The organism is Nocardiopsis oceani, assembly GCF_054777395.1.
The window spans coordinates 12942-38667 of the sequence record NZ_BAAHAR010000053.1; the positions used below are offsets into that span (position 1 = coordinate 12942).

Consider the following 25726-nt stretch of genomic DNA (forward strand, 5'->3'; position numbering starts at 1 on the left):
AAAAGGCAGGCAGACATGCTCACCCTACTGTCCATCTTCGGCGTGCTCGCACGGCTCCTCAGGCCAACGCGGGGCGCCCACACCACCGCCATCGGCTACCTGCGGGAGCTGGGCGCTGAGGTCCGACGCAACCGTTCCCGCCGGGTCCGCCGCTACGTCGACGCGCTCACCCCCGTCGAGGCCATCGAACCCGCTCCCACGATCCCCGCGCCTCGAAAGCCGGTCGAGGACGCCCACTGGGACGGGTTCCCCCGGGTCGAGATCGTGCGCGGCCCGTACCGGGCCTGGGAGGCCCACCGCGCCGAGCTCAGGGAGCTGGCCGCGTGAACGAGCACACCGAAGCCCTGGCCGCCCGACTCACACAACTCCTCAACGACCCCGAACTGTGCGCGGACGCGGTCACCCGGCTGGTCTCCGCCGACGCGGTCTTCGGCTACCTCGATGACGCGCTGCGGTCCGGCGACGCCCTGCCCCACCGCTGGACCGCCCGTGTCGGTGACCTCACCGAAATCGACGAGGTCACCGACCACTACGACGCTCTCTCCGAAGCCCTGCGCTCCGTCGGCGAACCCGTCACCTGTTGGCAGGCACTCGCCAAGGCCCGAGGCCGCTGGGCCCTACTGAAGGCCGCCATGGTGTGCGGCTCCCCGCTGCCCGAACCCTGGCAGCACTGACCGTCGAACCCAAGCAGGTCGCCCCGCCGAACCGCGGTTCGGCGGGGCGACCCCTACACCAAGCCTCTACTCCAGGTCGGCTTCGGCCAGCAGGTGCGCGGCAGCGGACGGGTCCCGCAGCACGGCGGCGAGCAGGTGGCGACGGGACCACTGTCCGGCGCGCCAGCACAGCGCACGTGCCAGCCCTTCGGTCCCGGAGGCGTGCACCGCACCGTCACCCGTGTACCACTCCACGTCCTCACCGTCGACAGTGAGCTTCCGGTGGTGCAGGTACGTGCGGTCCGGATCCTCGCCCCCGGCGAGGAACAGCGCGGCCTCGTCGGGCACCGCCCGGATCTGCCCCGCCGAGTTCACCTTCCCGGTGACGCTCTCCGAGGCCAGGTCCAGGTCGAGGACGTCGGCGAGCCGGTCGGCCGCTTCGGCGGCGGCCAGGACCAGCGGCCGGTCCTTGACCAGTGGAAGCAGGTCCGGTGAGTCGATCACTACGGCGTCCTCGGCGTCGGCGACCACGATCGCCCCGCCCTTGACCGCGCGCACGAGCGTCGGAGGGGTGACCAGGTCGGCGTCCACGTCGGCCAGGGCCGTCCACAGGCGGCGCAGCGCGAAGCGGTCCACGTGCCGGGCCGGATCGGCGAGCCGGTTCAGCAGGTCGTCGGCGCCGTCCGGATCGGCGAGCAGGTCGGCGAGGGTCGTACGTACGCCGAGGGCACGGGCGAACTCGGGGTCGACGTCCGCGGGCACCTCGTCGTAGAGCCCGGTGAGCGCGGACTCGGCGTCGGCGGTACGCAGCCCGACCGGGGCCCGGCCGCCCAGCAGCGCCCGGCTGCGCAGCCACCAGGCGGTGTAGGAGGGCACATCGACGACCCGGCCGTCCGGCATGAGCAGGCGGGCGGGGGCGGTGACGGCCTCGCGCAGCCGCCCCTGGGAGAGTATCGTCAGTGCCTGGGGCCAGGCGTCGTCGGCGATGTAGTCGAGGTCGGCGACGCACACCAGTTCGGGCACCACGGGCGGGAGGTCGGGGTCGCCGACGCGTTCGAGGACCTCGTCGGCCCAGTCGTCCAGCCCGTCGGGGCCGTCCTCTCCGGCCGCGCCGTCGAAGGCACCCGCGGGGTCCTCCCCCAGGGCCACCTCCTCGGCGCGGACCACGGTCAGGCCCCACAGCGCGCCCACGGCCCGCAGGGCGTCGGTGCCGTGGCGGCGGACGAGGTCGTCGTGGACCGTGCCGAAGGGCGAGTCGTCCACCAAGAGGTCCGCCAAGGGAGCTCCGGGAACGAGGAGTTCGGCGGCGATCGAGTAGCCGTCCTCGTCGTCGCGCAGGGCCAGTTCGGACAGCCAGGGCGCGTCCTCGACCGTCGTGCCGGACGCCGCGACCAGGTCCAGGACGGCCTCGGCGACGGGCTCGGGGTCCTCGGCGTCCAAGGAGCCGCGTACGGCGGCCTCGGTGTTCGGGTCGGCCAGCACCGTGCCCGCACCGGCTTCGGCCGCGCCCAGGCGCAGCAGGAGGGGGTGGGCGGCCTCAGGGTGCACCATGCGCACGCCCAGGGTGGCCAGGGCTGCGGGGTCGAGCCTACGGCCTTCGGTGTCGGCGACCTTGGCCCAGTCGTCGGTGGGCAGCAGCAGGGAGCGCGGCCCCCGGACGAGGCGGCCGTCGGCCAGCGGGACCGGAAGGGAACCGAGCTCGTCGATGTCGGCCCCGTCGCCCCCGGCGGTTCCCAGGGCCGCGTAGAGCGTCGCCCACCACTCCGGTTCCCGTTGGGTGTCACCGAGCAGGTCAGCAAGGTCGGCCAAGCCCAGTCGGCGTACGCGCAGCGAGGCCAGGGCCGGGTGGCGCGGGCTCCAGGTTCCGGGCAGCAGCGGCGGGACGAGTTCGGCGAGCAGGCTGACGAGGTCGGCCGAGCCGTTCGCGCCGCCGGTGTCCAGGAGCACCGCTTCACGCGGGGCTACGGGGTGTCCGGCCGCGGTGACCAGGAACGGGGCGTCCAGCAGGGGCTCGGCGACCCGGGCCCGGAAGACCGCGTCGATGGCGCCGCCGCCCACGCGGGCAGCGGGCACCAGGTCGAGAGCGGCCCAGGGCACGAAGCGGCGCAGGAGCGCGCAGTAGGCGTTCGCGGCCTCCATGAGCAGCAGGTCGGTGGCGCCTCCCGGCTGGACCGCGCGCCGGTCGGAGCTGAGCGGGAACGTGCCGATGAGGAGGGCGGGCAGGTCGAGTTCGGTGTCGGTTGGGGTGGGCGCGTGCACCACGTTCTCTACGTCGGCGGGCAGCGCGGCCACACCGCCTGCGGCGTCCACGGGGGCGGCCCAGGTCAACGACCACGCGGTGCGTTCCCGCTCCTCCGTGGGCCGGTCCGCCAGCAGGTCGGGGTCGAACTCGCCGGAGGTGCTGACGACGCGCCAGGGTGTGACCCGGGTCCCGCCGGCGTCGCGGTGGGTGGTGACCAGGTCGGTGTCGGAGTCCTCGTCGCCGGGCTCGCGGGTGAGGACGCGCTCGGCGCCGTCGACCACCACGCGGACCTCGGAAAGGCCGTCGAGGGCGAGCAGGATGGCCTCGCCGGTCCGGTCCAGCAGTTCCCGTACCCGCTCCTGTGCCTGTTGGTCTCGGAGTGCCAGGGTGACGACGGTGTCGTAGCCGCCATCGGGCCGTTCGGGGACGACGTCGGCCGGGAAAGGCAGGCGCAGCATGGGCACGTGGCCGGAACGGCGGCCCACCTCGTCGGCGAGGTCGGCGTGCGTACCGTTGCTGTCGAGCAGGTCGGTGACCACGGCACGGGCGCGCTCAGCGGAGAAATGCACCGCAGCTCCGCCGGAGTCCACGGTGACGTCGTCGCTGAGCGCCACCACCGCGGAGAAGCCGACCCCGAACCGGCCCGCGGAGCCTTGGTCGTCGCGTTTGGTGGACGCCCTCAGGGTGGCGAGGGATTCCACGCCCTCCGCGCTCAGGGGGGCGCCGGAGTTCGCGGCGGAGAGCCGGTCGCCGTCCAGGGCCAGGCGGAGGTGTCCGGGAACGCCCGCGCGGCGCGCCGCGTCGGCGGCGTTCTGGGCGAGCTCGACCACGACCCGGTCCCGGTAACCGCCCAGGGCGAAGTCCTCTTCGGCGTTGGCGTCCTCCCGGAAGCGGGCGGGCGCGTCAGCCCACGCAGAGAGCACACGTCTGCGCAGTTCAGCGGTGTTGTAAGGGTCGGCCACCGAAGCGGTCACCGGCTCGGCCATGGTGGTCTCCTCCTGCGCTGGGCGCGCGGTCCGATCGGCCCCTGCATGTTCGCGGACATGCAAGGTCCCGGCAAGGCGAGCGTGATGGTGGGTCGAGCCTAGCCGACGGTGGGGGCCGGGCGGGTTGTGGCCGTCGCGCGTGGCGCGCGTGGCGCGCGTGGCACGCGTGGCACGCGTGGCACGCGTGCCTGAGGCGCGGGCGAATACGGGAAGGGTCCCGCCGCGCACTGCGACGGGACCCCGCAATCGTTTTCGGTGGATCTGCCCGTGGTGACTGCCGTTGTCGTCGGAAGTCGGTCGTGGTCAGGAGTCGCTGGAGACCAGTTCCAGTTCCGCGGTGTCGTCGAAGACGATGTGGTCGTACCCCATCTCGTCGACGACCGGTGCGACCGGCTCGTTTTGCGGGCCGGGGCGGCGGACTTCGGAGTGTGCTCCGCATCCGTGGTCGAGGGACACGACCTTGCCGTCGTCCGGGGCGTACTCGTTGGTGCACACGCCGAACATCTGGCGCAGCTCGCCGGCGAGCGGGGTCAGGAACCCACAGGAGGTGCAGCGCGCCGGGGCTGCCGAGGCAATGGGGCTCCGCGGCCCGGCCTCGCCGTTGTACCAGCGTTCCGCGGCCTGCTCACGGCCGACCTCGGAAAGCACCTGGCGGCGGCCGAGTCCCAGCTCCCACACCATCTGCTGGTCCATGCCCTCGGCGTCGAGCTCGCTGTCGGGCACCTGCGCGTAACCGGGGACGAGGCGCTCGTCGTCCTCTTCGGTGGGGAGGAGGTCCCCCACACCGACGTCGCCCGGGCGCAGTCGCTCCTTCCACGGCACCCACTCGGGCGCGACCAGGGCGCCCTCGCCGGGCAGCAGGACCACTTCGTTGACCGTGACCTTCTTGGCCCGCGAGGCGCGGACCACGGTGACGGCGTAGGTCCACCCCGGATACGAGGGGTCCAGGCACTCGAAGTAGTGGGTGACCAGGCGTGTGTCCTCGACCTGGGCGGTGAGGTGCTCACCCACCCAATCGGGTCGCCCGACCTCCGCTGCCACCGAGCGGGCCAGATCCACCGCGTCGACACATGCCTTGTCCGGTACAGGAGAACGTCGAGAAGGGCTCACGTCCCCCATTCTCACTGATCGCGGGCACCGATTTGACCATAACGCGGGTCAAGGTTCGCCCGATTCACCCTCTTGGCGGGGTATTGCCAGCGGGCGGGGCGGACGGCACGGAGGCCGTGGCGGACCGTGTTCTCGGTCACCACGGCCTCCGTGGACGGGTTCCGGCGATCGGGTTCCGGAGTGTCAGGCCTCCAGGTCGTCGGCCACCACACGCAGAACGGCGGCGACCTTGGCCGCCTCACGCTTGTCCGGGTGGCGGCCGCGCCGGTAGCCGTTGGAGACGTTCTCCAGGAGTTTGATGAGGTCCTCGGTGATGAGCACCATCTCGTCCGGCTTCTTGCGCTGTGCCTTGGCCACCGAGTGCTGTGAGTCCAGGACTTTCACTTGGAGCGCCTGGGCGCCCTTGCGCCCCTCGGCCACACCGAACTCGACCCGTTGGCCGGGTTTCAGGGCGGTGGTTCCGGGCGGCAGGGAGGTGGAATGCACGAACACCTCACCTCCGTCGTCCCGGGTGAGGAATCCGAAACCCTTGTCGCCGTCGTACCACTTGACCTTGCCGGTGGGCACGTAGAGACCTCATGCTTTCACTGACGGGCACCCCGGGAACGGCGACCGGAAACGGTGCCGTCCACCCTTTCCTCCGCCCCGGGCGACCCCTGGTTTCCATGGGTGCGCCCAAGGCTAATGCCCAGGGCCTCGACAACGCGACCGGGTATTGGTGTGACCGATTCCCCGCACACGCGAAACGAGGCCCGGATACGGCTTACCCGGACCTCGTTGGCGTCGACGTCTCCCCTGGAACCGCTGGGTGCGGAGTGTGGGACGGTACTCGGCGGAAGCAGGGGCTCCGTCGACGGGTTGGGGCCCGGGCTGGGAGCCGGGCCGCCCGACGTGACCGCCGCGAAGCGTCACCGGCGGTGCACAGTCATGACTACCCGATACAACACGCACGAATGCGCTTTAACGGGCCGACCGGAAAAGGTATTCCCCAGCGTTTGCCAACCAATGACCGTCCGGGCCTCGTCAGCTCCCGGCGGAGCGGTCGGCGACGCGGGCCGAGCGGGCGGCCTTCGGGAAGAGGAAGAGGACGCACACCAAGGAGGCGAGCCCGAGCCCGGCGACACCGGTGACCGGCAGGGCCTGCTGGATGTACTGGTCGATGAACTTGGCGTCGCCGGTCCACAGGATCATGCCGACGACACAGGCGAACAGCGGGACGCCCACCCCGATCCACTTGTCGCGGCTGTTCCACACCGTGCTGAGCACGATGAGGGCGGCGCCGAGCACCCACAGGAAGGCGACGTCCCACCACAGCCCGGCCAGGACGTACACGGCCAGGGCTACGGCCTCGGGCGGGTGGTGCCGCACCAGGAGGAGGCTGCCGCGTGCCACACCCGGCTTGCGCGTGACCTTTCCGTCCATGCGCATGTCGGTCTGGCTGGGCCCCTCGAGGAGGGCCATGAATCCCTGGCTGGGTCCGCCGCGCCAGGGCGGGGGCGGACGGTCTGCGTGTCTGGGTTTGTTCGGGATCATCTCGTCGTCTTCGAGGTCGAACTCGCGACCGGTGAGCTCCTCTTCCACGATGTGCCGGGGGGAGCCGAAACCACGGAGAATCCGCCGCACAGTGTCAACGTCGTCGTTCTCGGCCGCCTCACGCCGCTCATCGATGCGCGCACGCAGGCTCGTCAGGTAGGCGGTCCGTTCCTTCGCCGTCACACGACCGTGCAGCGCGAGCCCGACCTTGGAGAGGTAGTCGAGTACCACTTGTTCGGAGCGCTGGGTCATGGACCCATATTGGCCCACAATGACCTGCCTTTTAACCCCTCCTCCGCAATTTCGGTCGAAGAATTCCCTCCCGATACGGCTCAGGAACGCGGTGAAGGGGGTGGCGGCAAGGGTCAGAAGGGGAGGGGTGCGCTCTCCGAGCCGCCATCGCTTAGCGTTGACACGATGACCGACAACGCGCGACCCGAGCCCGTCCAGGGCACCGGCGCCCCCGACGGCACAGCCGTTTCGGGGCGTCCCCCCACGTTCACCTCCTGGCTGCGTTCCCGCTCCGACGAAGAGCTCACCGCCCTGTTGAACGCCCGGCCGGACCTGGCCCAGCCGGTTCCCGCCGATATCGGGGCCCTGGCGCATCGCGCGACCTCGCGCAACGCCGTGCTGCGCGCCCTGGAGCGGCTCGACCGGTTCACCCTCCAGGTCCTGGAGTCCGTGGTCGCCCTCGGAGACGACCGGCTGTCCGAACCGGTCGGTGCGCGCCCCGAGGACATCGCTCGCGGGCTCGATCTCACCCCTTCCGCCTCCGCTGGGAAGGACCCGCTCGACCACGCCCTGGACACGCTGTCCTCCCTTGCCCTCGTCTGGCCCGACCAGGGGCGTCTGCGCCCCGTCCAGGTCCTGCGCGAGCTCCTCCCCCAGCCCGCCCAACTGGGTCCGCCCGCCCGTGTCCTCCTGGCCGCGCTGCCGCACGGCACCGCCAAGCGGCTCGCCGACGACCTGGTGCCGCACAGCACCGCCGACAGCCCCGTGGAGACCGTCGCCACCGCCCTCACCGACCCCTCTCAGGTGGGGGCCCTCATCTCCCAGGTCGGTTCGGCCGCCCACCGTCTGCTGGACAGCCTCGCCTGGGGACCGCCCAACGGCACGGTCTCCGACGCCCGCCGCGAGATCACCCTGGCCACCGCCTCCTCTCCGGTGGAGACGCTCATCGCCCGGGGCCTGCTCGTGGCCACCGGCGACGACACTCTGACCCTGCCCCGCGAGGTCGGTCTGCACCTGCGCTCCGGGCAGCTGTTCGGCGATGTCAGCACGGACCCGCCAGACTTGGAGGGCCGTCAAGGATCCCCCACCACGGTTGCCCGGGCCGCTGCTGGACAGGCCTTCAGCGTGCTGCGCGGGGTGGAGGAGCTGCTGGAGCGCTGGTCCGACGACCCCGCCGCGGTCCTGCGCAACGGCGGCCTGGGCGTACGCGACCTGCGCCGGGCGTCCCAGGTGATGGACACCGACGAGGACACCGCCGCCCTGTACTTGGAGGTCACGCGTGCCGCCGGGCTGATCGGGACGGACCACCGGCTGGAGGGCGAATGGCTCCCCACCCGCGAGTACGACCTGTGGCGCCAGCGCACACCGGAACGCCGTTGGCTGCAGTTGGCCCGGGCCTGGCTCGGCTCGGACCGGGTAGCGTCCCTGACCGGATCGCGTGACTCCGGCGGCCGGGTGCGCAACGTACTCGGCCCCGGCCTGGTCCGCCCGGCGGCCCCGCAGGCCCGCCGCGACGTCCTCACCGAGATGGGCGCGACCGAAGCGGGCCTGGCGCCCACAGAGGGTTCGCTGGCGGCACGGTTGGACTGGCGCCGCCCGCGCCGCCAGTCGCCGGTCTACACCGAGCTCGTGGGCGCCGCGGCGACCGAGGCGGCCGCGCTCGGCCTGACCGGGATGGGAGCGCTCGCCGAACACACGCGGCTCCTGCTCGCCGGCGACGAGGAGACCGCCGCGCGGGTCCTGTCCGCCGAACTGCCCCAGCCTTTGGACTACGTGCTGGTCCAGGGCGACCTGACCGCCGTGGCCCCGGGCCCGCTCGTCACCGAGCTGGCACGCGAGCTCGCCCTGACCGCCGACGTGGAGTCCACCGGCGGGGCCACCGTGTACCGCTTCACCGAGGACTCGGTCCGCCGGGCACTGGACGCCGGACGCGGGGTCGCCGACATCACCGGCCTGCTGGAGCGCCACTCACGCACGCCGCTGCCGCAGGCACTGCGCTACCTGGTGTCGGACGTGGGGCGCAGGCACGGCAGGCTGCGCACCGGATCGGCCTCCAGCTACCTGCGCTGCGACGAGCCCGCCCTGCTGGCCGAACTGGTGGCCGACCGCCGGGCCGCCGACCTGGAGCTCCTGCTGCTGGCCCCGACCGTGGTGGTCAGCGGGCTCAACCGGTCGGCCCTGACCGAGCGGCTCCGGCAGCTGGGCTACCACCCGGTGCCCGAGAGCGGCGACGGCACGATGCGGCTGAGCCGGCCCGAGGTCCGCCGCGCCGAGCCCGAACCCTCCTCCCCCTCCGAGAACGCGCCGACCGCGGAACTGACGCAGGCCGCCGTACGCGCTCTGCGCGCCGGTGACGAGGCCGCCAACATCGCCCGGATCCCGGTGTCCCTGCCCGAAGGAGGCACCGCCGGTTCCCGCGCCACCGCCGTCATGGAGGTGCTGGCGGAAGCCGCCGAGGGCGAGCGCAGGGTCTGGATCGGCTACACGGACACCGACGGCCGCCAGGTCAGCCGGATCGTGGAACCCACCCGCGTGGACGGCGGTTTCCTGACCGCCTACGACACCACCAGGGACGCCGTGCACCGGTTCGCGATCCACCGCATCACCGGCGTGGCCGAACTCGACGAGAACTGACCGGAAGGGAACGCCACCTCACCGTTGGAGCTCAGGCGCACCAGGGGCTGCGGCCGACCCCGCCTCCGACCGCCCAGCGGCACCAAGCCCCTAGAGTGTCCTCAGATCGGTTGGCCCGGACGCCGGAAGAGATCCCCATGAGCAACGCACCGCTGCCCCCTGGAGCCTCCTCCCCACGTGACCGGGGGCAGGGCGACCGTGCCCCGGAAGGGCGGGACCGGGCTCCCGAGCGGGAGCGCGAGGACGACCGGCCGGAACGCGGGGACGACCGCCGGGACTCGGCACCGGTGGGCACGACCGGCGGCGCCAACAGTTCGACCATGGCGCTGATCCTGCACGCGGTCACCGCCCTGTGCTGCGCCAACTGGATCTTCGGCATCGCCGGGATCACGTTCGCGGTGCGGGCCGCCCACGCCCGCGACCGGGGGCGCCCTGACCAGGCCGAGGTCCTGACCCGGTACTCCTGGTACTGCCTGGGTGCCGCCGCGGTGATGTTCTTCGTCATGCTGGTGCTCACCTTCGTGGTGTTCACGCAGGCGGGGAGCTGGATCGAGGGAATCGTCCCGGTCCCGCAGTGGTGACCCCGGTTTGACAGAACCGGACCCCCGGTGTCCGCATCCGAACAGGGTAGGACGGGTATGCGACCCCATGTGAGGATGCGCGGTGCGGAAAGAGATGGAGCGCGGTGAACGGCGACCCGAGCAACCCCAGGGCCTTCTGGGAGCGGGGACGGACCACCGTCCCGGGAAGCGCCGCGCCCACGGAAGCTCCCCGGAAGGCCGCGACCGCGCCTCCGGCGGCCCCGTTCGCCGCGCCGCCGATGGCACCGGTGCCGGGGGCCCCGCGCCCTTCGGGCCCGCCGGCGCGCGTCGGCGGGGCCGTAGCCGCCCTCGTCGTGGCGCTGTGCACCCTGGTGATCCCGGCTTTCGGCATGTACCTGGGGTTCTGGTTCTTCGCTTTGGCCACCAACCTCCCGGGCATCGCCCTGGGGATCTTCGCCCTGGCCAAGGTCCCGGACGCCGACGAAGTGGACCGCTACATCCGGTACACGTGGGCGTGCACCTTCGTCTTCCTCGCACTGTCCGCGGTCTTCCTGGTACCTGTGGTCGTCTTGGCGGTGCTGTTCCTCTTGGTCGGTGTCTGACAGCACCGGCCTCCACCTACGGGCGCGCTCCGCGCCCCTGCCGCACGGAAGCAACACCATGAGCGACAACTGGCAGTACGGCACGCCCGGCCCCGGGTACCCCGGCGACCCGAACAACCCCTACGGCGGGGGTTACCCGCCGCCCTACCCGCCGCCCGGCGGGTACTACGTCGAGCCCCCTTCCCGGGGCATCGCGATCGGCGCCCTGGTGACGTCCATCATCCTTGCGGTCTCCTGCTGCAACCTGGTCGCGATCGCCGGTCTCGTCTTCTCTTCCCTGGCCCTGAACGAATCGCACGACCACGAGAAGGCCGAGCGTTACACGCGCTACGCCTGGATCTCCAACGGGGTGGCCATCGGCATCTTCGTTTTGGTCGGCGCCCTGTTCTTCACTCTGATGCTGGCCGCCTGACGGGCATGTTCCGAAGGCCTGCGGTGTTGCACGTGGAGCCGCCCTCTTCTCCGCACCTGTAGGAAGGTCCCGCGTGTCCTGCCTGATCGTCCAGTCCGACAAGACGCTCCTCCTCGAGATCGACCACGAACTCGCTGCGGAGTGCCGCCGCACCATCGCCCCGTTCGCCGAACTCGAACGGGCACCCGAACACGTCCACACCTACCGGATCACCCCGCTGGCGCTGTGGAACGCGCGCGCCGCCGGACACGACGCCGAGCAGGTGGTGGACGCGCTCATCACCTTCTCCAAGTTCCCGGTACCGCACTCCCTGCTCGTGGACATCGCCGAGACGATGGACCGCTACGGGCGGCTCAAGCTGATCGGCGACCCGGTCCGGGGGCTGGTGCTGGAGTCCTCCGACCGCGCAGTCCTGGAGGAGGTCGTCCGGGCCAAGAAGCTCAAGGGGATGCTGGGCGAGCGCCTGGACGAGGACTCCGTCGCGGTCCACCCCAGCGAGCGCGGCAACCTCAAACAGGCCCTGCTGAAGATCGGCTGGCCCGCGGAGGACCTCGCCGGTTACGTCGACGGTGAGGCCCACCAGATCGATCTGGCCGACGGCGACTGGGAGCTCCGCGGCTACCAGCAGGAGGCGGCTGAGAGCTTCCACGCGGGCGGCTCCGGCGTGGTCGTGCTGCCCTGCGGGGCCGGCAAGACGATCGTCGGCGCGGCGGCGATGGCGATGACCGGGGCGACGACGCTGATCCTGGTGACCAACACGGTGGCGGTGCACCAGTGGAAGGCCGAGCTGCTCAAGCGGACGTCCCTCACCGAGGACGAGATCGGTGAGTACTCGGGGAGCCGCAAGGAGATCCGCCCGGTCACCATCGCTACCTACCAGGTCATGGCGGCCCGGAGAAAGGGCGCGTACACGCACCTGGAGCTGTTCGACGCCAAGGACTGGGGCCTGGTCGTCTACGACGAGGTCCACCTGCTGCCCGCGCCGATCTTCCGGATGACCGCCGACCTCCAGGCCCGTCGCCGCCTGGGACTGACCGCGACCCTGGTCCGCGAGGACGGCCGGGAGGGCGATGTGTTCTCACTGATCGGGCCGAAGCGCTACGACGCCCCGTGGAAGGACATGGAGAACCAGGGGTGGATCGCCCCCGCGGACTGCGTGGAGGTCCGAGTGGACCTGTCGGAGTCCGAGCGGTTGGCGTACGCGACCGCCGAGCCCGAGGACAAGTACCGGTTCTGTGCCTCCTCGGAGACGAAGACCGCCGTGGTACGGCGGATCGTGGAGCAGCACCCGGAGGAGCAGGTTCTGGTCATCGGTTCCTACATCGACCAGCTCGACGATCTCGGGGAGTCGCTGGACGCCCCGGTGATCAAGGGCGAGACGCGCAACAAGGAGCGCGAGCGCCTGTTCGAGGCCTTCCGCACGGGTGAACTGCGCACCCTGGTGGTCTCCAAGGTCGCCAACTTCTCGATCGACCTCCCCGAGGCCGGGGTGGCGGTCCAGGTGTCCGGTTCCTTCGGCTCCCGCCAGGAGGAGGCCCAGCGGCTGGGCCGGGTGCTCCGCCCCAAGACCGACGGCCGCACCGCGCGCTTCTACGCGGTGATCGCCCGGGACACCTTGGACCAGGAGTACGCCGCCCACCGGCAGCGGTTCCTCGCCGAGCAGGGTTACGCGTACCGGATCACCGACGCGGGCGACCTCCTCGCCGACGAGGAGACCTGACGGGGAGACCGGAAGGGCCGGGTCGGAAGGCCCGGGGCGGAAGGGCCGGGGCGGAAGGGCCGGGACCGCTGCTTCAGACCGAGGGCAGGACGCCGATGGCGTAGGTGGCGGCGGCGATGCCCCAGGCGACGAGGGAGTAGCTGAGGGTCCGGGTGCGCAGCACCCGGTCGCCTCGGACCGAGGGCGCGGTGAAGGCGGCCACCATCAGGGCGAGGCCGAGCAGCGCGGGGATCACCGAGGCCAGCGCGAAGAGCTGGGACTGGGCGGCGCACGCGGCGTAACCCGGACTGCCGGGATCACCACAGAACACGTCGTCCCCCGATCGGATCGTTCCAAGATTCGTACCCCCTGACCGTACCGTTTCGGCGGGGTCGGATCGCCGCTGGCCTTGACCGGATCGCGGGTCGGGGCGGGGATCCGGCGCACGGCACCCGCGCCCACGCCACAGTGATCCAGGCCACGACCAGGGGTTTACACGAGGCCTCTCCGTGTCCAATCATGAGGGCACCACACTCTTACGGAGGTACCCCTCATGACCGAAGCCCCCGCCACAGAGCACCGCAGTGGTTTCCACTCCCTCCGCGGCGGTGGCCTCAACTGGGACTCCCTCCCCCTCAAGCTGTTCGTCAAGGGCAACGCCAAGTTCTGGAACCCCGCCGACATCGACTTCAGCCAGGACGCCGAGGACTGGAAGAAGCTCGACGAGGAAGCCCAGACGCGCATCCTGAGGCTGTGCGCCTTCTTCGTGGCGGGCGAGGAAGCGGTCACCGAGGACCTCCAGCCCTTCCTGCGCGCCATGGCCGCCGAAGGCCGCCTGGGCGACGAGATGTACCTGACCCAGTTCGCCTTCGAGGAGGCCAAGCACGTCCAGGCCTTCCGGATGTGGCTCGACGCGATCGGCGTCCGGGACGACCTCCACGGGTTCGTCAACGCCAACCCCGCCTACCGCGCCCTCTTCTACGAGGAGCTCCCCGGTTCCCTCGAAAGCCTCCTGGACGACCCCAGCCCCCGCAACCAGGTCCGCGCCTCAGTCACCTACAACCACATCATCGAGGGCTCCCTCGCGCTGACCGGGTACTACGCCTGGAACCACGTGTGCACCGTGCGCGGCATCTTCCCCGGCATGCGCCAGATCATCCGCCGGATCGGCGACGACGAACGCCGCCACATGGCCTGGGGTACCTTCACCTGCCGCCGCCACGTGGCCGCCGACGACAGCAACTGGGACGTGGTGAGCGAGCGCCTCAACGAGCTCCTGCCCCATGTGATGGGGACCGTCGAGCGCGGTGACACCCCCTCGGACGACCCTGAGGTCCAGCGCTACGAACTCCCGCCCGGCGAGCTCCTGGAGTACGCAAGCGACCGCGCCCTGCGCCGCCTCGGTGCCATCGAGTCGGCCCGCGGCGTACCGCTCGCCCGGATCGACCTGGACGCCTCCCCGGAGGACCTGGAGGAGCAGTTCGGTGCCGAGGACCGTGCCGCCATGGCCAAGTTGGAGCCCTGAGCCCGCGCTCCTGCCGCATCCCACCGAGCCGGGGCCGGAGCCGAGGGCACGGGCCTGACCCGGCCACGTCGGCAGCGGTTCAGGAACCTTCGTGCAGGACGAGGTCGATGGCGATGGCCGAGGCCACCACGAGGGTGCGCAGGGGCTCGGGCAGCGAGGGGTAGCGGTGGTGCAGCGCGTAGCTGTCCGCGGAGGTGAAGATCTCCCCCATGTCGGGGATCTTGCGGTCCACCCGGGCGACCTCGTGCGCGGCGTGGTCGGTGATCTTGAAGTCGTGACCGACGAAGTCGCCCTCGATGTAGCCGACCGGCCTCTTCCACGGGTCCAGCAGGGTGAACTTGGACCCGAAGAACTTCAGGTCCTGCTCGATCGTGCCCACGGGCCGCCCGTCAGGGAAGTTCACGGCGGTCGTGGCGGTCATCCAGGACCAGTGCTTCTGGATGACCAGCCGGTGGTGCCCGTACAGGTCGGTCACGTAGACCCGGCGCTCGAAGCCGCCGGTGCTCCGGGCGAGGTGGCGCAACACTTGCATGCCCGCGTCGGCGCCCTGTTCCCGTGCCCAGGCGATCTGCCGTCCGTAGGCGTCGTAGACCATGTAGTCGGAGACGTCGACCATGAAGCGCTTGGGCTGCTTCACCAGGAGGGGGTTGGCGGCGAAAATATCCATGAGGGGTGATCCTAGAGTGTGTGGTCGGGGCGCCAGAGCTCGCGTCGGCCCCTTTCGGCCTCCAACGCGATCCGGCCGAACGGCTCGGTGGACCACTCCCCGTGGACCTGGTGGTTGGCGTAGAGCACCTCGCCGTCCCTGGAGAGCACGTACACGGAGTCGGCCAGACGGTGCGTCTCCAGGAACTCCACGGTGTTCGGCACACCGAGGTAGAAGCGGTCGTGGTGGATTTCCGGGAGCCAGCGTCCGAACCCCTGGTCACGGGTGGCGCGCGCGTGCCGGTCGGCGATGCCGAAGCGGCTGTTCGAGGAGTGTGTGGCCACGAAGGCGACCTCGACCCGGTAGCCGGCGTCCTTGAAGGCCAGTACCCACGAGGCCGCCCAGTCCGCGCGGCCGAGCGGGTGGCTGCACACCGCGTCGAACCGCCCTTCCCGAACGTGCTCCATGGCGTGCCCGTGCAGGCCGCCGATCTGCCGCGACACGGCGGTGGAGGCGGCCCGGTCGTCGGCGGTCATCGACCACTCGTAGTCGGGTGAGAGCCGCAGCAGGTCGTCCCCGTCGTAGCTCACCGTCCCCGGGGGCAGGACCGGCAGGACGAGGCGCTGGAGGGTGGACTTGCCGGATCCGGGCTGGCCGCCGAAGAGCAGCAGGCGGGGGTGCTCGCGCGGCTCCCCGGTGAGCCGGTCGCGCAGGACGAGGCCGAACAGGGACCCCAGGGCCTCATCGGAGAGTTCCCGCCCCAGGTCGTCCGGGCTGGCTCCCTGAGGTGCGCGCACGGGCTCGGAGCGCAGTTCGGCGATGATCCCCGGGAGGGTGTCGCACGCCTTGCCGACCTCGTCGGGGGTCATGAAGGGCAGGCGTGCCTCCTCCGCCAAGAGGAGCGCCGCCCGCTCGACGAACGAGGGTTCCTTCTCCCGCCGCGCCAAGCAGGCACCGATCGCCGCGCTGTACAGGTTGTAGGCCTGTTCGCGGGCCTCCCGCTGCTCGCCGGTCTGGGAGGGGATGCCCCCGCTGGAGCTCTCCGCGAGGAGGGGGCCGGGCACGTCGCCCGGGTGCTCGGCAGAGGGGTCGGGGCCGAGGCCCGGTTCGGTCCCGGGGGTGGATGGGGTCATAGCCGTCCGCTTCTCGCCGTGGCCCGGCCGGGGGCGCCCGGGGCCGTGCGTGTACGCAACCGTTGACACTCGGGATGCTAGCGGCTCGGTTGTCTGCCGGGCAGCGGATCGGCCGGGTCCGGCACGGCCTAAAGTGGCCAGATGTCGTCGAGTTCCCGCCCGGTTGCTGATTCCCGCCCGGTTGCTGACAGCCCACCCGTCATCGAGGCCCTCGCCTGGGTCCACGTCCGCGAAGGCCGACTGCTGTGCGTCCGGCCCGAGGGCAAGGACCTGCTGTACGTACCGGGCGGCAAGCGCGAGCCCGGGGAGAGCGATGAGGAGGCCGTGGCCCGCGAGTCCTTGGAGGAGGTCAGCGTGGTTCTGCGGGCGGGCACCTTCCAGCGGGTGGCCGTCATCGACCAGGAGGCGCACGACCAGGTCCCGGGGACACGGGTGCGGATGATCTGCTACCGCGCCGAGCACGACGGGGAGATCGTGCCCGACAGCGAGATCCTCGAGGTCACCTGGATCAACCACGCCGAACGGCACCTGTGCGCCCCGGCGGTGCGGGAGCTGGTGGAGGTCCTGCACGGCCGGGGCGAGGTGTCCTGAGGGCGCTGTCCGGAGGGCACTGTCCTGAGGGGCACGGTGTCCTGGGGCCGCGGGCTCAGTCGGCGCGGTCGGCCCCCACCGGGTCCGGGATCCGGTCGCTCCAGTTCCCGGTCTTCCTGCTGAGCGCCATGGTGACGGACACCCCGAGCACGAGCGGAAGCAGGAGGACCGTGCCCATCGCCGTGGCGACGTCGTCCACCACGAACAGGTTCCCGCCCAGCAGGGCCTGGGCCACGACCTGGAAGGCCAGGTGGAAGCCCACGCAGGCCCAGACGCTGCCGGTGACCAGGCGGATGCAGCCCATCACCAAGCCCATCCCGAAGAACAGCGGCAGGCGCTCCCCGAGGACGTCCCAGCCCGAGAGGAACACCCACAGCGCCGTCCCGAAGAGGGTGAACAGCGCCGCCTGGACGACCACGGTCAGCCAGGCCGACATCGCGGTGTTGAGGTTGCGGTAGAGGTAGCCGCGGAAGATCAGCTCCTCCGGCACTGCCTCGTAGACCAGCACCAGCAGTACCAGCACGAGCACGGTGAGTACCATCTCGCCCGGCGGGGCGTTCGGGGTGACGGAGACGCCCAAGGCGAGCGCGAGGGCCAGGCCCACCGCCGCGGGCAGCGTCCACGCGAGCACACCGAGGAGTAGCGGCCGCCAGGCCTCGCGGGGCCCGGACAGGCCCAGGCCGCTCCACGGCCGGCGGTCGAGGTAGCGGCGGGCGAGCCAGACCATGGGGACGGCCAGGGAGAAGGCGACCAGGGCGTTGACCCAGTGCGCGAGGTCGCCGCCCCCTTCACCTTCCAGGCCCAGTGCGTTGTTGATCAGGGGCAGTGAGAGCCAGATGAGCGAGGCGGCGATGAGGACGGCGGAGATCCGCAGGACGAGGTTGGGCCGGGGAGGTGCGTCGACGTGCGTGTTCCGGGGGGTGGTTTCAGCCATGGCACCAGCCTGAGCCGGGGCGCACCCCCGCACCATCGGGTGACGCCCCCACCCCACCCGGGTCCCTACCGGCGCTCCCTTAGGGCTTCACCCCGACCCCCGACCCCCGGGGGTTCCGGCCCCAGCACATGGTGCTCAGGCGGGCCACTGGTCGGGGCCGGGGAACCGCGAGGTGTCGATCTCCAGGTCGAACGGCTCCGGCAGCCGGATCTTGTCCCCGAAGTCGACCGTGGTGGCCTTGTTGTACCGACCGTTGCCGGGCTGCTCGTGCAGAGTGACTGAGGGCCCGGCCTCGTCCCAGCCGTCGACCAAAAGGTAGAGCGGAACAGGGGCGTGCGCGTAGCCCCACAGATTCTTCTTGCGGTCAGTGTCCATGCTGCTCTTGGAGACGATCTCCACCACGAGCTCGGCCTCATCAGCGGGGCAGGGGGTCCTGGAGGGGTCGAGCACAATACTCTCAGGCATGACCACGAGGTCCGGCATGTACAACCGCTCGACCTTCGACAGCTGGATCCCCAACGTCTGGTAGACGCCCCAATCGTCGGGAATCACGCGCAGCAGGGCGCGATTCACTCGATCCGCAATGATGTTGTGGGGGTCTGAAGGGGGCGCCACGAGCACGACTCCGTTGTCATCGATGATCTCGGCCCGCCATCCTTCGGGCACGTTCAGCTCTTTCCAGGTGCCCAGGACATAGTCCCATCGCGACATCCCCGTCTCCGGGGCGGTTTCCGACATCGCCAGACTCATCTCGCTCGCACCTCCGGACAGGAGATTAGCGCCCTGAGCTCCCGTCCACCCGACACTTCGCAGAATAGCCCGGGGCTTCCCGCCGAAACAGGGATCCCGTCGCCGCGTCGGCTGGTGGCCCCGCCTCGCGCGTCACATCGGGCGCAGGTGGTCGGTGGTCACGGGGTGCTGTTCGGCCAGCCGTTGGGCGATCAACGAGCGGTGGCAGGCTTCCGGGTCGCGCTCGACACAGAGCAGCGCAGCGGTCCCGCTGCTCGGCAGCACTGACACGATCGGCGTGAGGTCGACTGGGTCGAGGATCTCGGCGGTGTAGCGGCGCGTGTACTCGGCGGCGAGCTCGCGGCGGGAGCGCTTGCCGACCCGCTGGCGGGCGTCTGCGGCGTACTGGAGCTGGCGCAACTCGGTGGTGGGGGCCAGCTTGGGGTGGTGCTCGTAGGCGATCCGGGCCCGGGCAAGGGCCGCCTGTAGCCGACGCGAGTTCGCCCAGGCGTACCGGGGCCCGCGGACGCCGCGGCGCTGGCGTACCGGGGCCCGCGGACGCCGCGGCGCTGGCGTACGTCGATGAGCAGGCGGGTGTCCGCGTCCCGTAGTCGGCGCAGGAACGACTCGCTAGCGAAGCCGTAGACGCCGACGGTGACCAGATTGAGCACCGGAAATCACCCGCCTGCCTGCTCGTGCTGTTTCACCGGCAGCTCCTGCTGCGGCGGAGCGCCGTCACGCGACGGCGGTGCCCTCGAGTTCGACGATCAGGTCGCTGACCGCGAGCCGGGTCACCCCGAGCATCGTGGTGGTCGGTGCCACCCCGGCCGCGCCCAACCGGGAGGCCAGCACGCCGTAGTGCTCGAAGAGCCGGTCCACGTCGGTGGTGTAGACGTTGAGCCGCACCAGGTTGGCGAGGGACATGTCCGCCTCGCCGAGCACGGCTTCCAGGTTGTCGAGGCTCAGCGCCAGCTGCGCCCCCATGTCGTCGGCGTGCTGGGGTTTGCCGTCCGCGCTCATCGATGTCTGCCCGGAGCAGTACAGGGTCCGGGTGCTGTCGGAGACGACCTCACCCTGGTTGTAACCCAGCTCCGCTGACCACGTCCACGGGTTGACCGCCGTTCGCTCCATCGCCACGTCAGCTCCATTCGGTTCGTCGCGCTTCATCGCGGTACTTCTCGGTTCTTCTCGGTTCATCGACGGGACGGGGCCCACCGGCTCGGTGGCCGCGGCCTCCGGCGTCGTGTCGGGAAGCCTGCCAACGAATCACGACACCTCCTGTCATGATTTCTGGTAGGAGTTCTCGTATGCGCGCTGACAGGTTGGTCTCGCTGGTGCTGCTGCTCCGCGAGCGCGGCCGACTGACCGCGGACGCGCTCGCCGACGAGCTCGAGGTCTCCACCCGCACCGTGCTGCGCGACATCGAGGCGCTCTCCGCGGCGGGGGTCCCGGTCTACGCCGAACGCGGCCGCCACGGCGGTTTCGCGCTGCTGTCCGGCTTCCGGACGGAGCTCACCGGGCTGAACCACGACGAGGCCCTCGCCCTGCTGGTCGCCGGATCGGGCCGCGGCGACCAGGTCTTCGGCCTCGGACCGGCACTTGCTTCGGCGATGCGCAAGGTGGTCGACGCGCTGCCGGAAAGCCACCGGGCCGTCGCGAGCGACGCGGCCCAGCGGCTGCTCGTCGACCCGGAGACCGACCTGCTCGCGCATCCGCTCGCCTCCGAGGAAGTGCCCGACAGCACTATGGCCGAGGTCCGGAACGCGGTGCTGGCCGGGCACAAGCTGCGTATCCACTACGCGGCCAAGGACCAGGAGCCCCAATGGCGCACGGTGGACCCGGTCGGCCTGGTCACCGTGCGCGACCAGGGCTACCTGCTGGCCACCAGGTCCGGCGCAGACCGCACCTACCGGCTGTCGCGGGTACTGGCCGCCGAAGAGCTGCCCGAAGCCGCGGAGCGGCCGGACCGGGTCGACCTGGACCGGGCCTGGCGCGAACGCAGCGCACGGTTCCTGTCCGGAAGCGACCACGTGACCGTGCTGGTCCGGGTGAACCCGGCGCGACGGGAAGAGATCGTGGGCACCGCGCTGGCCGTCCGAGCCGAGGAGCCGGACGCGGACGGCTGGCTGCGGCTGGAGGTGACCTTCCAGGACGCAAGGCACGCAGATTGGGCGCTGTGGCAGCTCACCGCGGACGCGGAGGTCGTGGCCCCGGAGTGGTTGCGTGCCAGGCTGCGCGACCGCGCCACCGCGATCGCCCGCCGTTACGGGGTTTCCGTGGAGGAGCTGTCGCCGTGACTACGCTTGCACTGGCTGCAGCGGGACGGGAGAAGCGTGACGGACGACCTCGGCACACTCCACACAGCATTGGTGGAGAGGTTGGACACCGACGAGGCGATTCGGGAAGCTTTCGCCGCTCATCCCCGGCACCGCTTCATCCCCGACATGATCTGGCCCGACGCGCTCGGTCTACCGCTCTACCGAACCACCGCCCCCGACCGATGGGCGCACCTGGTCTACGGGGGCGACGCGGTCACCGTCCAGGCCAACGATGGTGGTTCCGGACCTCGTAACGAACCCAGTTCCTCGTCGTCGGCCCCGCAGGTCATGGCGGACATGATCGCCGCCGCCGGAATCGAGGAAGGCATGCGGGTGCTGGAGATCGGCACCGGCTCCGGGTGGAACGCCGCGGTCCTGTCCTCCCTTGTGGGCGAGAAGGGGTCGGTCACCAGTGTGGAGATCGACCCCGGTGTGGCGGCCCTGGCCAGGGAGCGGCTCACCGGAACCGGCGTCACCGTCCGGACTGCCGCTGCCCCTCCCGAAGGCGAGGTGTTCGACGCGGTCATCGCGACCTACGCGGTGACCCGTGTTCCGGATCCGTGGTCAGCCGCACTGGCCGACGGTGGCTCACTCGTGGTCCCTTGGAGTCCACATCCTGCCGCGCACAGCACACCGGTGGCCGCGCTGACGAAGCGAGACGGCCGGTTGCGAGGCCCCCTCGTCCGAGACGCGGCTTTCATGCGCGATCGCACCCAGCGGGTGGAAGGACTTCCCTTCCCCGGTCTCGGCCGCCCTCCGAAACCCACGGGAACTTTCCCGGTCGGTTCCGTGGAGCTGATCGGTTCGGGGATGATGCCCCATCTGCTTCTCATGATGCCGGGGGTGCGCATGGGCACGGGGGTGCGGCCGTTCCAGGACGGCCATGGTCGAATCGTGTGGATGGGCGCCGGTGATGCATGGGCCTACGTGTGGCCGGACTGCTCGGTCACCGGTGAGAAGGATCGGACCCTGAGCCGTGACCTGGCCGACGCATACCAGTCCCTGGCGGACGCGGGGTTCCCGGCTCTGGACTCCTTCTCACTGGAGATCGGCCCGCATCGTGACTCATACAGGGTCGAGTGTGCCCGAGTGGGGGAGCACTGGGACCATCCCGTCGAGCTCTGAGCCCTCGGGGCGGCGAGTCGGCGTTATCCACAGCCTGTGGAAGTTCGAGGTGACAGCCGTTACTGCTCCGGCGCATCCTGTCTGTATCGGGGAAGCTCACGCCTCGTCCGCCCCATGCTGCGCACATCTCTACGGCGCTGCAAGCTAGCCGCGCTGCCGGTTCCTTCCCTGGAGCGCCGACCAGGGGCAGAGTGATGGCGGATGAACGCAGAGAAGGCCCTGGCCCTTACCGGGGCCCTCTTACTGCGTCAGTTAGGACTTTTCACTACACGCGGTCGCCAGCAGCGCCGCCCACTCAGCGGGACCAAAGGCCAGGTGCCCAGACTCCCGATTCTGGGTGTCGCGCACAGCTGCGCCCCGGGAGGAGTCGGCGACCTCGACGCAGTTGCCCTGGCTCCCGGAGTAGGAGGACTTACGGAACTCAAGGGGTGTCATCAGGGAGACCTTCCATTACGTCAGTCACGAGGGCGCGGGTGCCCGTCGTGCCAAGTGCCGACTTACGCAAGTGCTCGAAGATTCTTCGATAGCGGGTGACGTCACCTGGGGAGTCCAAGAACAGGTTCGCGGTGGGGCCTTCCACGTAGACCGTGGCCAGCTCCGCTGCCTCTACATCCACAACCGCGAAGCAGGCCATCTCCATGGCTGCGTGGCTTCCGGCCGAGTACGGGAGAACCTGCAGGGTGAGTCGGGTTTGTTCGCGGCTCAAGTCTAGGAGGCGCGCGAGCTGGTCTCGCGTCACACTCGGGCCGCCCACCGCTTGCCGAATCGCCGCCTCACCGATGATCGCCCACAGGTGAGGCGTGCCGCGTGCCGCCCATTCCTCTTGCCGCCGCATGCGGACCTTGACGAGGTCTTCGATCTCGTCCTCGGTACCCCGCCACGCTGTGGCACCAGAAGTAATGACCGAACGCGCGTACTCCTCTGTCTGGAGCAATCCGGGGATCAGCTGAGCTTCGTAGCTGCTCATCTCGGTGGCAGCGGCTTCCAAGCCGATCAGGGTCCCGTAGTGCTTCGCCACCTCATGGCTCTGCCACCAGCCAGGGGTCTTGGCTACGGCGCGAAGCTCCATGATGCGGGCGGCCTCTTCGTCACTGACCTCGTAGTAGGCGAGGAGTCGGTCGAGGCTGTTCGCGGAGGGGACTTGTCCGTCCGCCCTGCCCGACTCCCAGCGCGCCAGGGAGGATGGCTGGGACTTGACCGCCTTGACCACGGCGGTGAACTGCCTGTCACCCCTCAGGCGCCGGAGTTCCTTGGCGAGCAGCCACCGGGCGACCGTGGGGGCTGCAGGGGCCGACGTACTCCTGTTTGCCATGAGTCAAAGGATGCCACAGGACCCAAATCCACCCAGAAAACAAAGTCCCTTAACGGAGTTTCTTAAAACGACTTGTTTTTTGAAGTTTGCAACATGAGACTTGGGTCTACGCATCAGAGAGCCCCGCGACGCTGGCACGTCCGGGGCCTGGCCAACGCTTCAGAGGAGCGCTGACGTGTACGACCCTATCCCTGCCAGGCGATCTGGCTTCGCCCTCACCCCCACCACCGAGACCCCGCATCGGCCCCAGGCGTCCGCCGCTGGACCGGAGGGGACGCGATGACCTACCTGGCTTCGACCGATCTGCTGGCCGTGCGGTCCCTGGCGGCAGAACACTCCTTCTCCCTGAACCACCGGACCGACCTGCCCCCGAAGCGGCCCGGCACCACCCGCACCACAGCGGAGACCGCAGAGGTACGCGGCTCCTCCCGAGGGCGCATCTTCCGTCCGGGCCTGTCGGGCCTGTCCTCCGAGCACGAACCCGGCAACACACTGATCGACCTGAGCGAACGCGGTATCGGGTGGCGAGTGCGCACCGATGACGCCAACACCGGCGCTGCCAGCGAAGGCCGGTGCAAGAGCAGCACCGCCGTGGTCTTCGAACTCGATGCCTTCCGCGGACAACGAGCGCCCCGAACGTCAGCGGACACCGCTCCCACCGGGGCGGCGGGCAGGGTGGGGCGTAGGCGCGGTTCGCGGGTGCGCGGCTACGTGCGCGACCTGGCCCCGGACGAGCGCTCCGAGTTCGCAACTCTGCGCAACACCGTCCGCACCTACCTCCACCAGCAGGAGAGGCGGGCCGCCTGATGCGACTGTGCGAAGCCCAAGGCACCACCGACCACCACCAGCGCTGGCACTGCATCCGCCAGGCCGATCACCTCGGCGACCACATGGACGACCACGGGCGCTCCCACCGACGGCCGGGCGACGTCCTCCGAGAACTCGCCGGTCGCTGGGGCCGTACCCACAGGTTCGCCTACACCGGCACGCTCTGGGTCGCCACCCACCGCAGCGCCCGCACCCACTGGCGCACCGAGATCGAACCCACCAGCGAACTCCTGGAAGCACGCCTGCGCGCCCACCACGGCCCTCCGCCAGGCCCCGCACCCCATCCCCCGGTGGTCCCGGAGCCGAGGAGGGGGACGTGAACACCCAGCCACACGAAACCGGCAAGGCCTACGACCCGGCCCACTACATCCCCGACTACGACGAACACGGCCTCGATATCAACCGCCCTCTGGACGATGAGGAGACTGCCGCGCTCCATCGTTTGGACACCGGGGAGGGCTGGCTCGACCAGGGCCAGCACCGGATCCCGGTGCGCCACCTTCACCACTGGCCCTAGCGGCACCCTTCCCCGCCTGTCCGCGCCTGATCGACCCAGGTGATCAGCCCTGATCAGGCGGGGATGGGTGGTGGGACCGGGTGCCGTCGGGGCCGGAGCCGGTCGGTGGACGGCCGCCTCCGGCCAAGGGCGGGTCCGTGCAGGGGCGTGCGCTCTAACCTCGGGGCGATTGTCCGTCGCAACCTGGAGGATTCCTATGGCTGCCGCCACCCTGCCCTTTTCGAACGGCCTCCCCCACGCGCTCCCCTTCACCCTCCCGGACGCTCTCGCTCGCCCCCTACCGCAACGGCTCGCCTCTGACAATGACGATCCAGGTGTCGGTGGGGCACTGCGCCCGATCCCGCACCGGATCTACTTCCGCCGCCTGGCCCTGAGCGGCTCCGGCTTCGGCTTCCTGTTCTCACTCGTCTTCGGCGCGGCCGCACTCATCAGCTCCGAAAGCGACCTCTCCAACTACAGCGGAATCGCCGCCGCCAGCGGCGTCGCACTCCTGCTCGTCGGCCTCTTCACCCGCACCCGAGGCTGGTGATGGTGGGGTGGGCACGGCGTCGATCGGCTGAGCACCCCGGCTACGGAAAACCAATGGACAGGCCGGGCCGGGGCAGGTCACTCTGCTCGGATGGCAACCCCCGCGATTCCCCCTTTGTACCGAGACCTCGACTTCAACGGCCCGCTCTCCGATGAGCGGGCCGCTCGTCTGATCCGCTCGCTCGGCCCGCTCGAGGGCCGCCACGTCGTGGACGTCGGCTGCGGTTGGGCGGAGTTTCTGCTCCGCACGCTGGCCACCGAGCCCAGGGCCACCGGTTTCGGCATCGACCTGGGCGAGGGCAACATCCGGCACGGGCTGGCCAACGCCGAGAAGCGCGGGCTGGCCGACCGGGTCGAGCTGGTGGCCGGGGACGCCGGCGAGTGGAAGGGCGAGCCGTCCGACGTGGTGTTGAACGTCGGCTCGACGCACGTGTGGGGCGGCGACCCCGTCGTGCACACAGCGAACGCCCTCGAGGCCCTGGCCGACCTGGTGAGGCCGGGAGGTAGGGCGCTGTTCGGGGAGTGCTACTGGAAGCGGCCGCCGAACGACGCCGAGTTGGCCGCGCTGGAGGATGTGCCCTGGGACCAGTACCGACCGCTGCCCGAGCTTGTGGACTTCGCGGTCTCCCACGGCTTCCGGCTGTACGCGGTGGAGCAGGCCACCGTGGACGAGTGGGACGTCATAGAGAACGGGAACGCCAAGGGCTGGGAGGACTGGCTCCTGGAGAACCCGGACGCCCCCGGCGCCGACGAGATCCGGGCCCGCGCCGACGGGCACCGGCACTTCCGCCTGCACGGCGCCCGGGAGACCATGGGCTTCGCCTACCTGACCCTGGTCCGGGTCTGAGGCCGACTGTCCACAGGTTCCCCCGAACCGGTTCGCCCGGGGTGCGTTC

28 protein-coding genes and 1 pseudogene are annotated in these 25726 nt (G+C 70.5%); 16 read left to right on the forward strand and 13 right to left on the reverse strand.

The genetic code is table 11. The features are described from left to right. Positions 1-15: 15 nt before the first annotated feature. Together ACYVDG_RS27365 and ACYVDG_RS27370 are read left to right on the forward strand one after the other, a co-directional pair. Positions 16-327 carry a hypothetical protein gene (locus ACYVDG_RS27365; protein ID WP_460760126.1) on the forward strand — a complete coding sequence of 104 codons (312 nt, stop codon included), beginning with the start codon at positions 16-18 and terminating at the stop codon, positions 325-327. Then, complete coding sequence (locus ACYVDG_RS27370; protein ID WP_460760129.1) at positions 324-674, forward strand: hypothetical protein; 351 nt, start codon at positions 324-326, stop codon at positions 672-674. Before ACYVDG_RS27365 ends, ACYVDG_RS27370 begins: the two co-directional genes overlap by 4 nt. Before the next feature lie 66 nt (positions 675-740). Here ACYVDG_RS27370 and ACYVDG_RS27375 read toward each other — a convergent pair whose 3' ends face one another. The 4 genes from ACYVDG_RS27375 to ACYVDG_RS27390 form a co-directional block, all read right to left on the reverse strand. Beyond that, complete coding sequence (locus tag ACYVDG_RS27375; protein ID WP_460760132.1) at positions 741-3881, reverse strand: sacsin N-terminal ATP-binding-like domain-containing protein; 3141 nt, start codon at positions 3879-3881, stop codon at positions 741-743. Between the two features lie 303 nt (positions 3882-4184). Continuing rightward, complete coding sequence (locus ACYVDG_RS27380) at positions 4185-4940, reverse strand: DUF3027 domain-containing protein (RefSeq protein ID WP_460760280.1); 756 nt, start codon at positions 4938-4940, stop codon at positions 4185-4187. Positions 4941-5174: 234 nt separating this feature from the next. Beyond that, positions 5175-5558 carry a cold-shock protein gene (locus ACYVDG_RS27385; RefSeq protein ID WP_460760135.1) on the reverse strand — a complete coding sequence of 128 codons (384 nt, stop codon included), beginning with the start codon at positions 5556-5558 and terminating at the stop codon, positions 5175-5177. Positions 5559-6014: 456 nt separating this feature from the next. Then, positions 6015-6776, reverse strand: coding sequence for a hypothetical protein (locus ACYVDG_RS27390; protein ID WP_460760138.1), 762 nt, complete (start codon positions 6774-6776; stop codon positions 6015-6017). A 165-nt stretch (positions 6777-6941) separates the two neighbouring features. Between ACYVDG_RS27390 and ACYVDG_RS27395 the strand changes: the two genes are divergently transcribed. From ACYVDG_RS27395 to ACYVDG_RS27415, 5 genes are all read left to right on the forward strand, one after another. Then, positions 6942-9389 carry a helicase C-terminal domain-containing protein gene (locus ACYVDG_RS27395; protein WP_460760141.1) on the forward strand — a complete coding sequence of 816 codons (2448 nt, stop codon included), beginning with the start codon at positions 6942-6944 and terminating at the stop codon, positions 9387-9389. Positions 9390-9526: 137 nt separating this feature from the next. Continuing rightward, entirely contained in the window at positions 9527-9970 is a 444-nt protein-coding gene (locus ACYVDG_RS27400) for a hypothetical protein (protein ID WP_460760145.1), read from the forward strand. A 104-nt stretch (positions 9971-10074) separates the two neighbouring features. Further along, positions 10075-10533, forward strand: a complete 459-nt coding sequence (locus ACYVDG_RS27405) for a hypothetical protein (protein WP_460760148.1) — start codon at positions 10075-10077, stop codon at positions 10531-10533. Continuing rightward, complete coding sequence (locus ACYVDG_RS27410; RefSeq protein ID WP_460760151.1) at positions 10526-10945, forward strand: CD225/dispanin family protein; 420 nt, start codon at positions 10526-10528, stop codon at positions 10943-10945. Before ACYVDG_RS27405 ends, ACYVDG_RS27410 begins: the two co-directional genes overlap by 8 nt. Before the next feature lie 73 nt (positions 10946-11018). Continuing rightward, positions 11019-12665, forward strand: a complete 1647-nt coding sequence (locus ACYVDG_RS27415; protein WP_460760154.1) for a DNA repair helicase XPB — start codon at positions 11019-11021, stop codon at positions 12663-12665. Positions 12666-12738: 73 nt separating this feature from the next. Here ACYVDG_RS27415 and ACYVDG_RS27420 read toward each other — a convergent pair whose 3' ends face one another. Beyond that, the gene (locus tag ACYVDG_RS27420; RefSeq protein WP_460760157.1) at positions 12739-12975 is read right to left on the reverse strand and encodes a hypothetical protein; all 237 of its coding nucleotides are present in this window, start codon (positions 12973-12975) and stop codon (positions 12739-12741) included. A gap of 222 nt (positions 12976-13197) precedes the next feature. Here ACYVDG_RS27420 and ACYVDG_RS27425 point away from each other — a divergent pair, with 222 nt between their 5' ends. Continuing rightward, entirely contained in the window at positions 13198-14169 is a 972-nt protein-coding gene (locus ACYVDG_RS27425; protein ID WP_460760160.1) for a R2-like ligand-binding oxidase, read from the forward strand. A 79-nt stretch (positions 14170-14248) separates the two neighbouring features. Here the strand turns inward: ACYVDG_RS27425 and ACYVDG_RS27430 are convergent, their stop codons facing one another. Together ACYVDG_RS27430 and ACYVDG_RS27435 are read right to left on the reverse strand one after the other, a co-directional pair. Next, entirely contained in the window at positions 14249-14836 is a 588-nt protein-coding gene (locus ACYVDG_RS27430) for an LURP-one-related/scramblase family protein (RefSeq protein WP_460760163.1), read from the reverse strand. An 11-nt stretch (positions 14837-14847) separates the two neighbouring features. After that, positions 14848-15948: a zeta toxin family protein gene (locus tag ACYVDG_RS27435; protein ID WP_460760166.1), complete on the reverse strand. Its 1101-nt coding sequence runs from the start codon at positions 15946-15948 to the stop codon at positions 14848-14850. A gap of 141 nt (positions 15949-16089) precedes the next feature. Here ACYVDG_RS27435 and ACYVDG_RS27440 point away from each other — a divergent pair, with 141 nt between their 5' ends. Then, the gene (locus ACYVDG_RS27440; RefSeq protein WP_460760170.1) at positions 16090-16539 is read left to right on the forward strand and encodes an NUDIX hydrolase; all 450 of its coding nucleotides are present in this window, start codon (positions 16090-16092) and stop codon (positions 16537-16539) included. A gap of 55 nt (positions 16540-16594) precedes the next feature. Here the strand turns inward: ACYVDG_RS27440 and ACYVDG_RS27445 are convergent, their stop codons facing one another. The 4 genes and pseudogenes from ACYVDG_RS27445 to ACYVDG_RS27460 form a co-directional block, all read right to left on the reverse strand. Further along, positions 16595-17473 (reverse strand): lysostaphin resistance A-like protein, encoded by an 879-nt coding sequence (locus tag ACYVDG_RS27445; protein ID WP_460760173.1) that lies wholly within the window; start codon positions 17471-17473, stop codon positions 16595-16597. A gap of 135 nt (positions 17474-17608) precedes the next feature. Next, complete coding sequence (locus ACYVDG_RS27450; protein ID WP_460760176.1) at positions 17609-18223, reverse strand: Uma2 family endonuclease; 615 nt, start codon at positions 18221-18223, stop codon at positions 17609-17611. A gap of 132 nt (positions 18224-18355) precedes the next feature. Beyond that, positions 18356-18703: pseudogene (locus ACYVDG_RS27455) on the reverse strand (DUF488 family protein, N3 subclade); the annotation flags it as partial. Positions 18704-18937: 234 nt separating this feature from the next. Next, the gene (locus ACYVDG_RS27460) at positions 18938-19333 is read right to left on the reverse strand and encodes a RidA family protein (protein WP_460760284.1); all 396 of its coding nucleotides are present in this window, start codon (positions 19331-19333) and stop codon (positions 18938-18940) included. Between the two features lie 176 nt (positions 19334-19509). Here ACYVDG_RS27460 and ACYVDG_RS27465 point away from each other — a divergent pair, with 176 nt between their 5' ends. Together ACYVDG_RS27465 and ACYVDG_RS27470 are read left to right on the forward strand one after the other, a co-directional pair. After that, on the forward strand, positions 19510-20499 hold the full coding sequence (locus ACYVDG_RS27465) for a helix-turn-helix transcriptional regulator (protein ID WP_460760179.1): 990 nt from the start codon (positions 19510-19512) through the stop codon (positions 20497-20499). Positions 20500-20535: 36 nt separating this feature from the next. After that, positions 20536-21645 (forward strand): protein-L-isoaspartate O-methyltransferase family protein, encoded by a 1110-nt coding sequence (locus ACYVDG_RS27470; protein ID WP_460760183.1) that lies wholly within the window; start codon positions 20536-20538, stop codon positions 21643-21645. 252 nt (positions 21646-21897) lie between these two features. Here the strand turns inward: ACYVDG_RS27470 and ACYVDG_RS27475 are convergent, their stop codons facing one another. Both ACYVDG_RS27475 and ACYVDG_RS27480 read right to left on the reverse strand, forming a co-directional pair. Then, entirely contained in the window at positions 21898-22080 is a 183-nt protein-coding gene (locus ACYVDG_RS27475) for a DUF397 domain-containing protein (RefSeq protein ID WP_460760186.1), read from the reverse strand. Beyond that, the gene (locus ACYVDG_RS27480; RefSeq protein ID WP_460760189.1) at positions 22067-22957 is read right to left on the reverse strand and encodes a helix-turn-helix domain-containing protein; all 891 of its coding nucleotides are present in this window, start codon (positions 22955-22957) and stop codon (positions 22067-22069) included. Before ACYVDG_RS27480 ends, ACYVDG_RS27475 begins: the two co-directional genes overlap by 14 nt. A gap of 279 nt (positions 22958-23236) precedes the next feature. Here ACYVDG_RS27480 and ACYVDG_RS27485 point away from each other — a divergent pair, with 279 nt between their 5' ends. The 5 genes from ACYVDG_RS27485 (at position 23237) to ACYVDG_RS27505 (ending at position 25677) form a co-directional block, all read left to right on the forward strand. Further along, a complete protein-coding gene (locus ACYVDG_RS27485) occupies positions 23237-23764 on the forward strand; it encodes a hypothetical protein (RefSeq protein WP_460760192.1) in 528 nt (175 codons plus the stop codon). After that, positions 23764-24105 carry a hypothetical protein gene (locus tag ACYVDG_RS27490; protein WP_460760197.1) on the forward strand — a complete coding sequence of 114 codons (342 nt, stop codon included), beginning with the start codon at positions 23764-23766 and terminating at the stop codon, positions 24103-24105. Before ACYVDG_RS27485 ends, ACYVDG_RS27490 begins: the two co-directional genes overlap by 1 nt. Further along, entirely contained in the window at positions 24102-24302 is a 201-nt protein-coding gene (locus tag ACYVDG_RS27495) for a hypothetical protein (RefSeq protein WP_460760202.1), read from the forward strand. Before ACYVDG_RS27490 ends, ACYVDG_RS27495 begins: the two co-directional genes overlap by 4 nt. Before the next feature lie 196 nt (positions 24303-24498). Beyond that, entirely contained in the window at positions 24499-24831 is a 333-nt protein-coding gene (locus ACYVDG_RS27500; protein ID WP_460760208.1) for a hypothetical protein, read from the forward strand. A 90-nt stretch (positions 24832-24921) separates the two neighbouring features. Further along, a complete protein-coding gene (locus ACYVDG_RS27505) occupies positions 24922-25677 on the forward strand; it encodes an SAM-dependent methyltransferase (RefSeq protein WP_460760211.1) in 756 nt (251 codons plus the stop codon). The last annotated feature ends 49 nt before the right edge of the window (positions 25678-25726 follow it).

What these genes read in the sequence shown, in the direction of transcription:
- ACYVDG_RS27365 (WP_460760126.1), top strand. Translation starts at nt 16, where the DNA reads ATGCTCACCCTACTGTCCATCTTCGGCGTGCTCGCACGGCTCCTCAGG.
- ACYVDG_RS27375 (WP_460760132.1), bottom strand. Translation starts at nt 3,881, where the DNA reads ATGGCCGAGCCGGTGACCGCTTCGGTGGCCGACCCTTACAACACCGCT.
- ACYVDG_RS27390 (WP_460760138.1), bottom strand. Translation starts at nt 6,776, where the DNA reads ATGACCCAGCGCTCCGAACAAGTGGTACTCGACTACCTCTCCAAGGTC.
- ACYVDG_RS27395 (WP_460760141.1), top strand. Translation starts at nt 6,942, where the DNA reads ATGACCGACAACGCGCGACCCGAGCCCGTCCAGGGCACCGGCGCCCCC.
- ACYVDG_RS27400 (WP_460760145.1), top strand. Translation starts at nt 9,527, where the DNA reads ATGAGCAACGCACCGCTGCCCCCTGGAGCCTCCTCCCCACGTGACCGG.
- ACYVDG_RS27425 (WP_460760160.1), top strand. Translation starts at nt 13,198, where the DNA reads ATGACCGAAGCCCCCGCCACAGAGCACCGCAGTGGTTTCCACTCCCTC.
- ACYVDG_RS27430 (WP_460760163.1), bottom strand. Translation starts at nt 14,836, where the DNA reads ATGGATATTTTCGCCGCCAACCCCCTCCTGGTGAAGCAGCCCAAGCGC.
- ACYVDG_RS27435 (WP_460760166.1), bottom strand. Translation starts at nt 15,948, where the DNA reads ATGACCCCATCCACCCCCGGGACCGAACCGGGCCTCGGCCCCGACCCC.
- ACYVDG_RS27440 (WP_460760170.1), top strand. Translation starts at nt 16,090, where the DNA reads ATGTCGTCGAGTTCCCGCCCGGTTGCTGATTCCCGCCCGGTTGCTGAC.
- ACYVDG_RS27445 (WP_460760173.1), bottom strand. Translation starts at nt 17,473, where the DNA reads ATGGCTGAAACCACCCCCCGGAACACGCACGTCGACGCACCTCCCCGG.
- ACYVDG_RS27450 (WP_460760176.1), bottom strand. Translation starts at nt 18,223, where the DNA reads ATGAGTCTGGCGATGTCGGAAACCGCCCCGGAGACGGGGATGTCGCGA.
- ACYVDG_RS27460 (WP_460760284.1), bottom strand. Translation starts at nt 19,333, where the DNA reads ATGGAGCGAACGGCGGTCAACCCGTGGACGTGGTCAGCGGAGCTGGGT.
- ACYVDG_RS27465 (WP_460760179.1), top strand. Translation starts at nt 19,510, where the DNA reads ATGCGCGCTGACAGGTTGGTCTCGCTGGTGCTGCTGCTCCGCGAGCGC.
- ACYVDG_RS27475 (WP_460760186.1), bottom strand. Translation starts at nt 22,080, where the DNA reads ATGACACCCCTTGAGTTCCGTAAGTCCTCCTACTCCGGGAGCCAGGGC.
- ACYVDG_RS27480 (WP_460760189.1), bottom strand. Translation starts at nt 22,957, where the DNA reads ATGGCAAACAGGAGTACGTCGGCCCCTGCAGCCCCCACGGTCGCCCGG.
- ACYVDG_RS27485 (WP_460760192.1), top strand. Translation starts at nt 23,237, where the DNA reads ATGACCTACCTGGCTTCGACCGATCTGCTGGCCGTGCGGTCCCTGGCG.
- ACYVDG_RS27490 (WP_460760197.1), top strand. Translation starts at nt 23,764, where the DNA reads ATGCGACTGTGCGAAGCCCAAGGCACCACCGACCACCACCAGCGCTGG.
- ACYVDG_RS27500 (WP_460760208.1), top strand. Translation starts at nt 24,499, where the DNA reads ATGGCTGCCGCCACCCTGCCCTTTTCGAACGGCCTCCCCCACGCGCTC.
- ACYVDG_RS27505 (WP_460760211.1), top strand. Translation starts at nt 24,922, where the DNA reads ATGGCAACCCCCGCGATTCCCCCTTTGTACCGAGACCTCGACTTCAAC.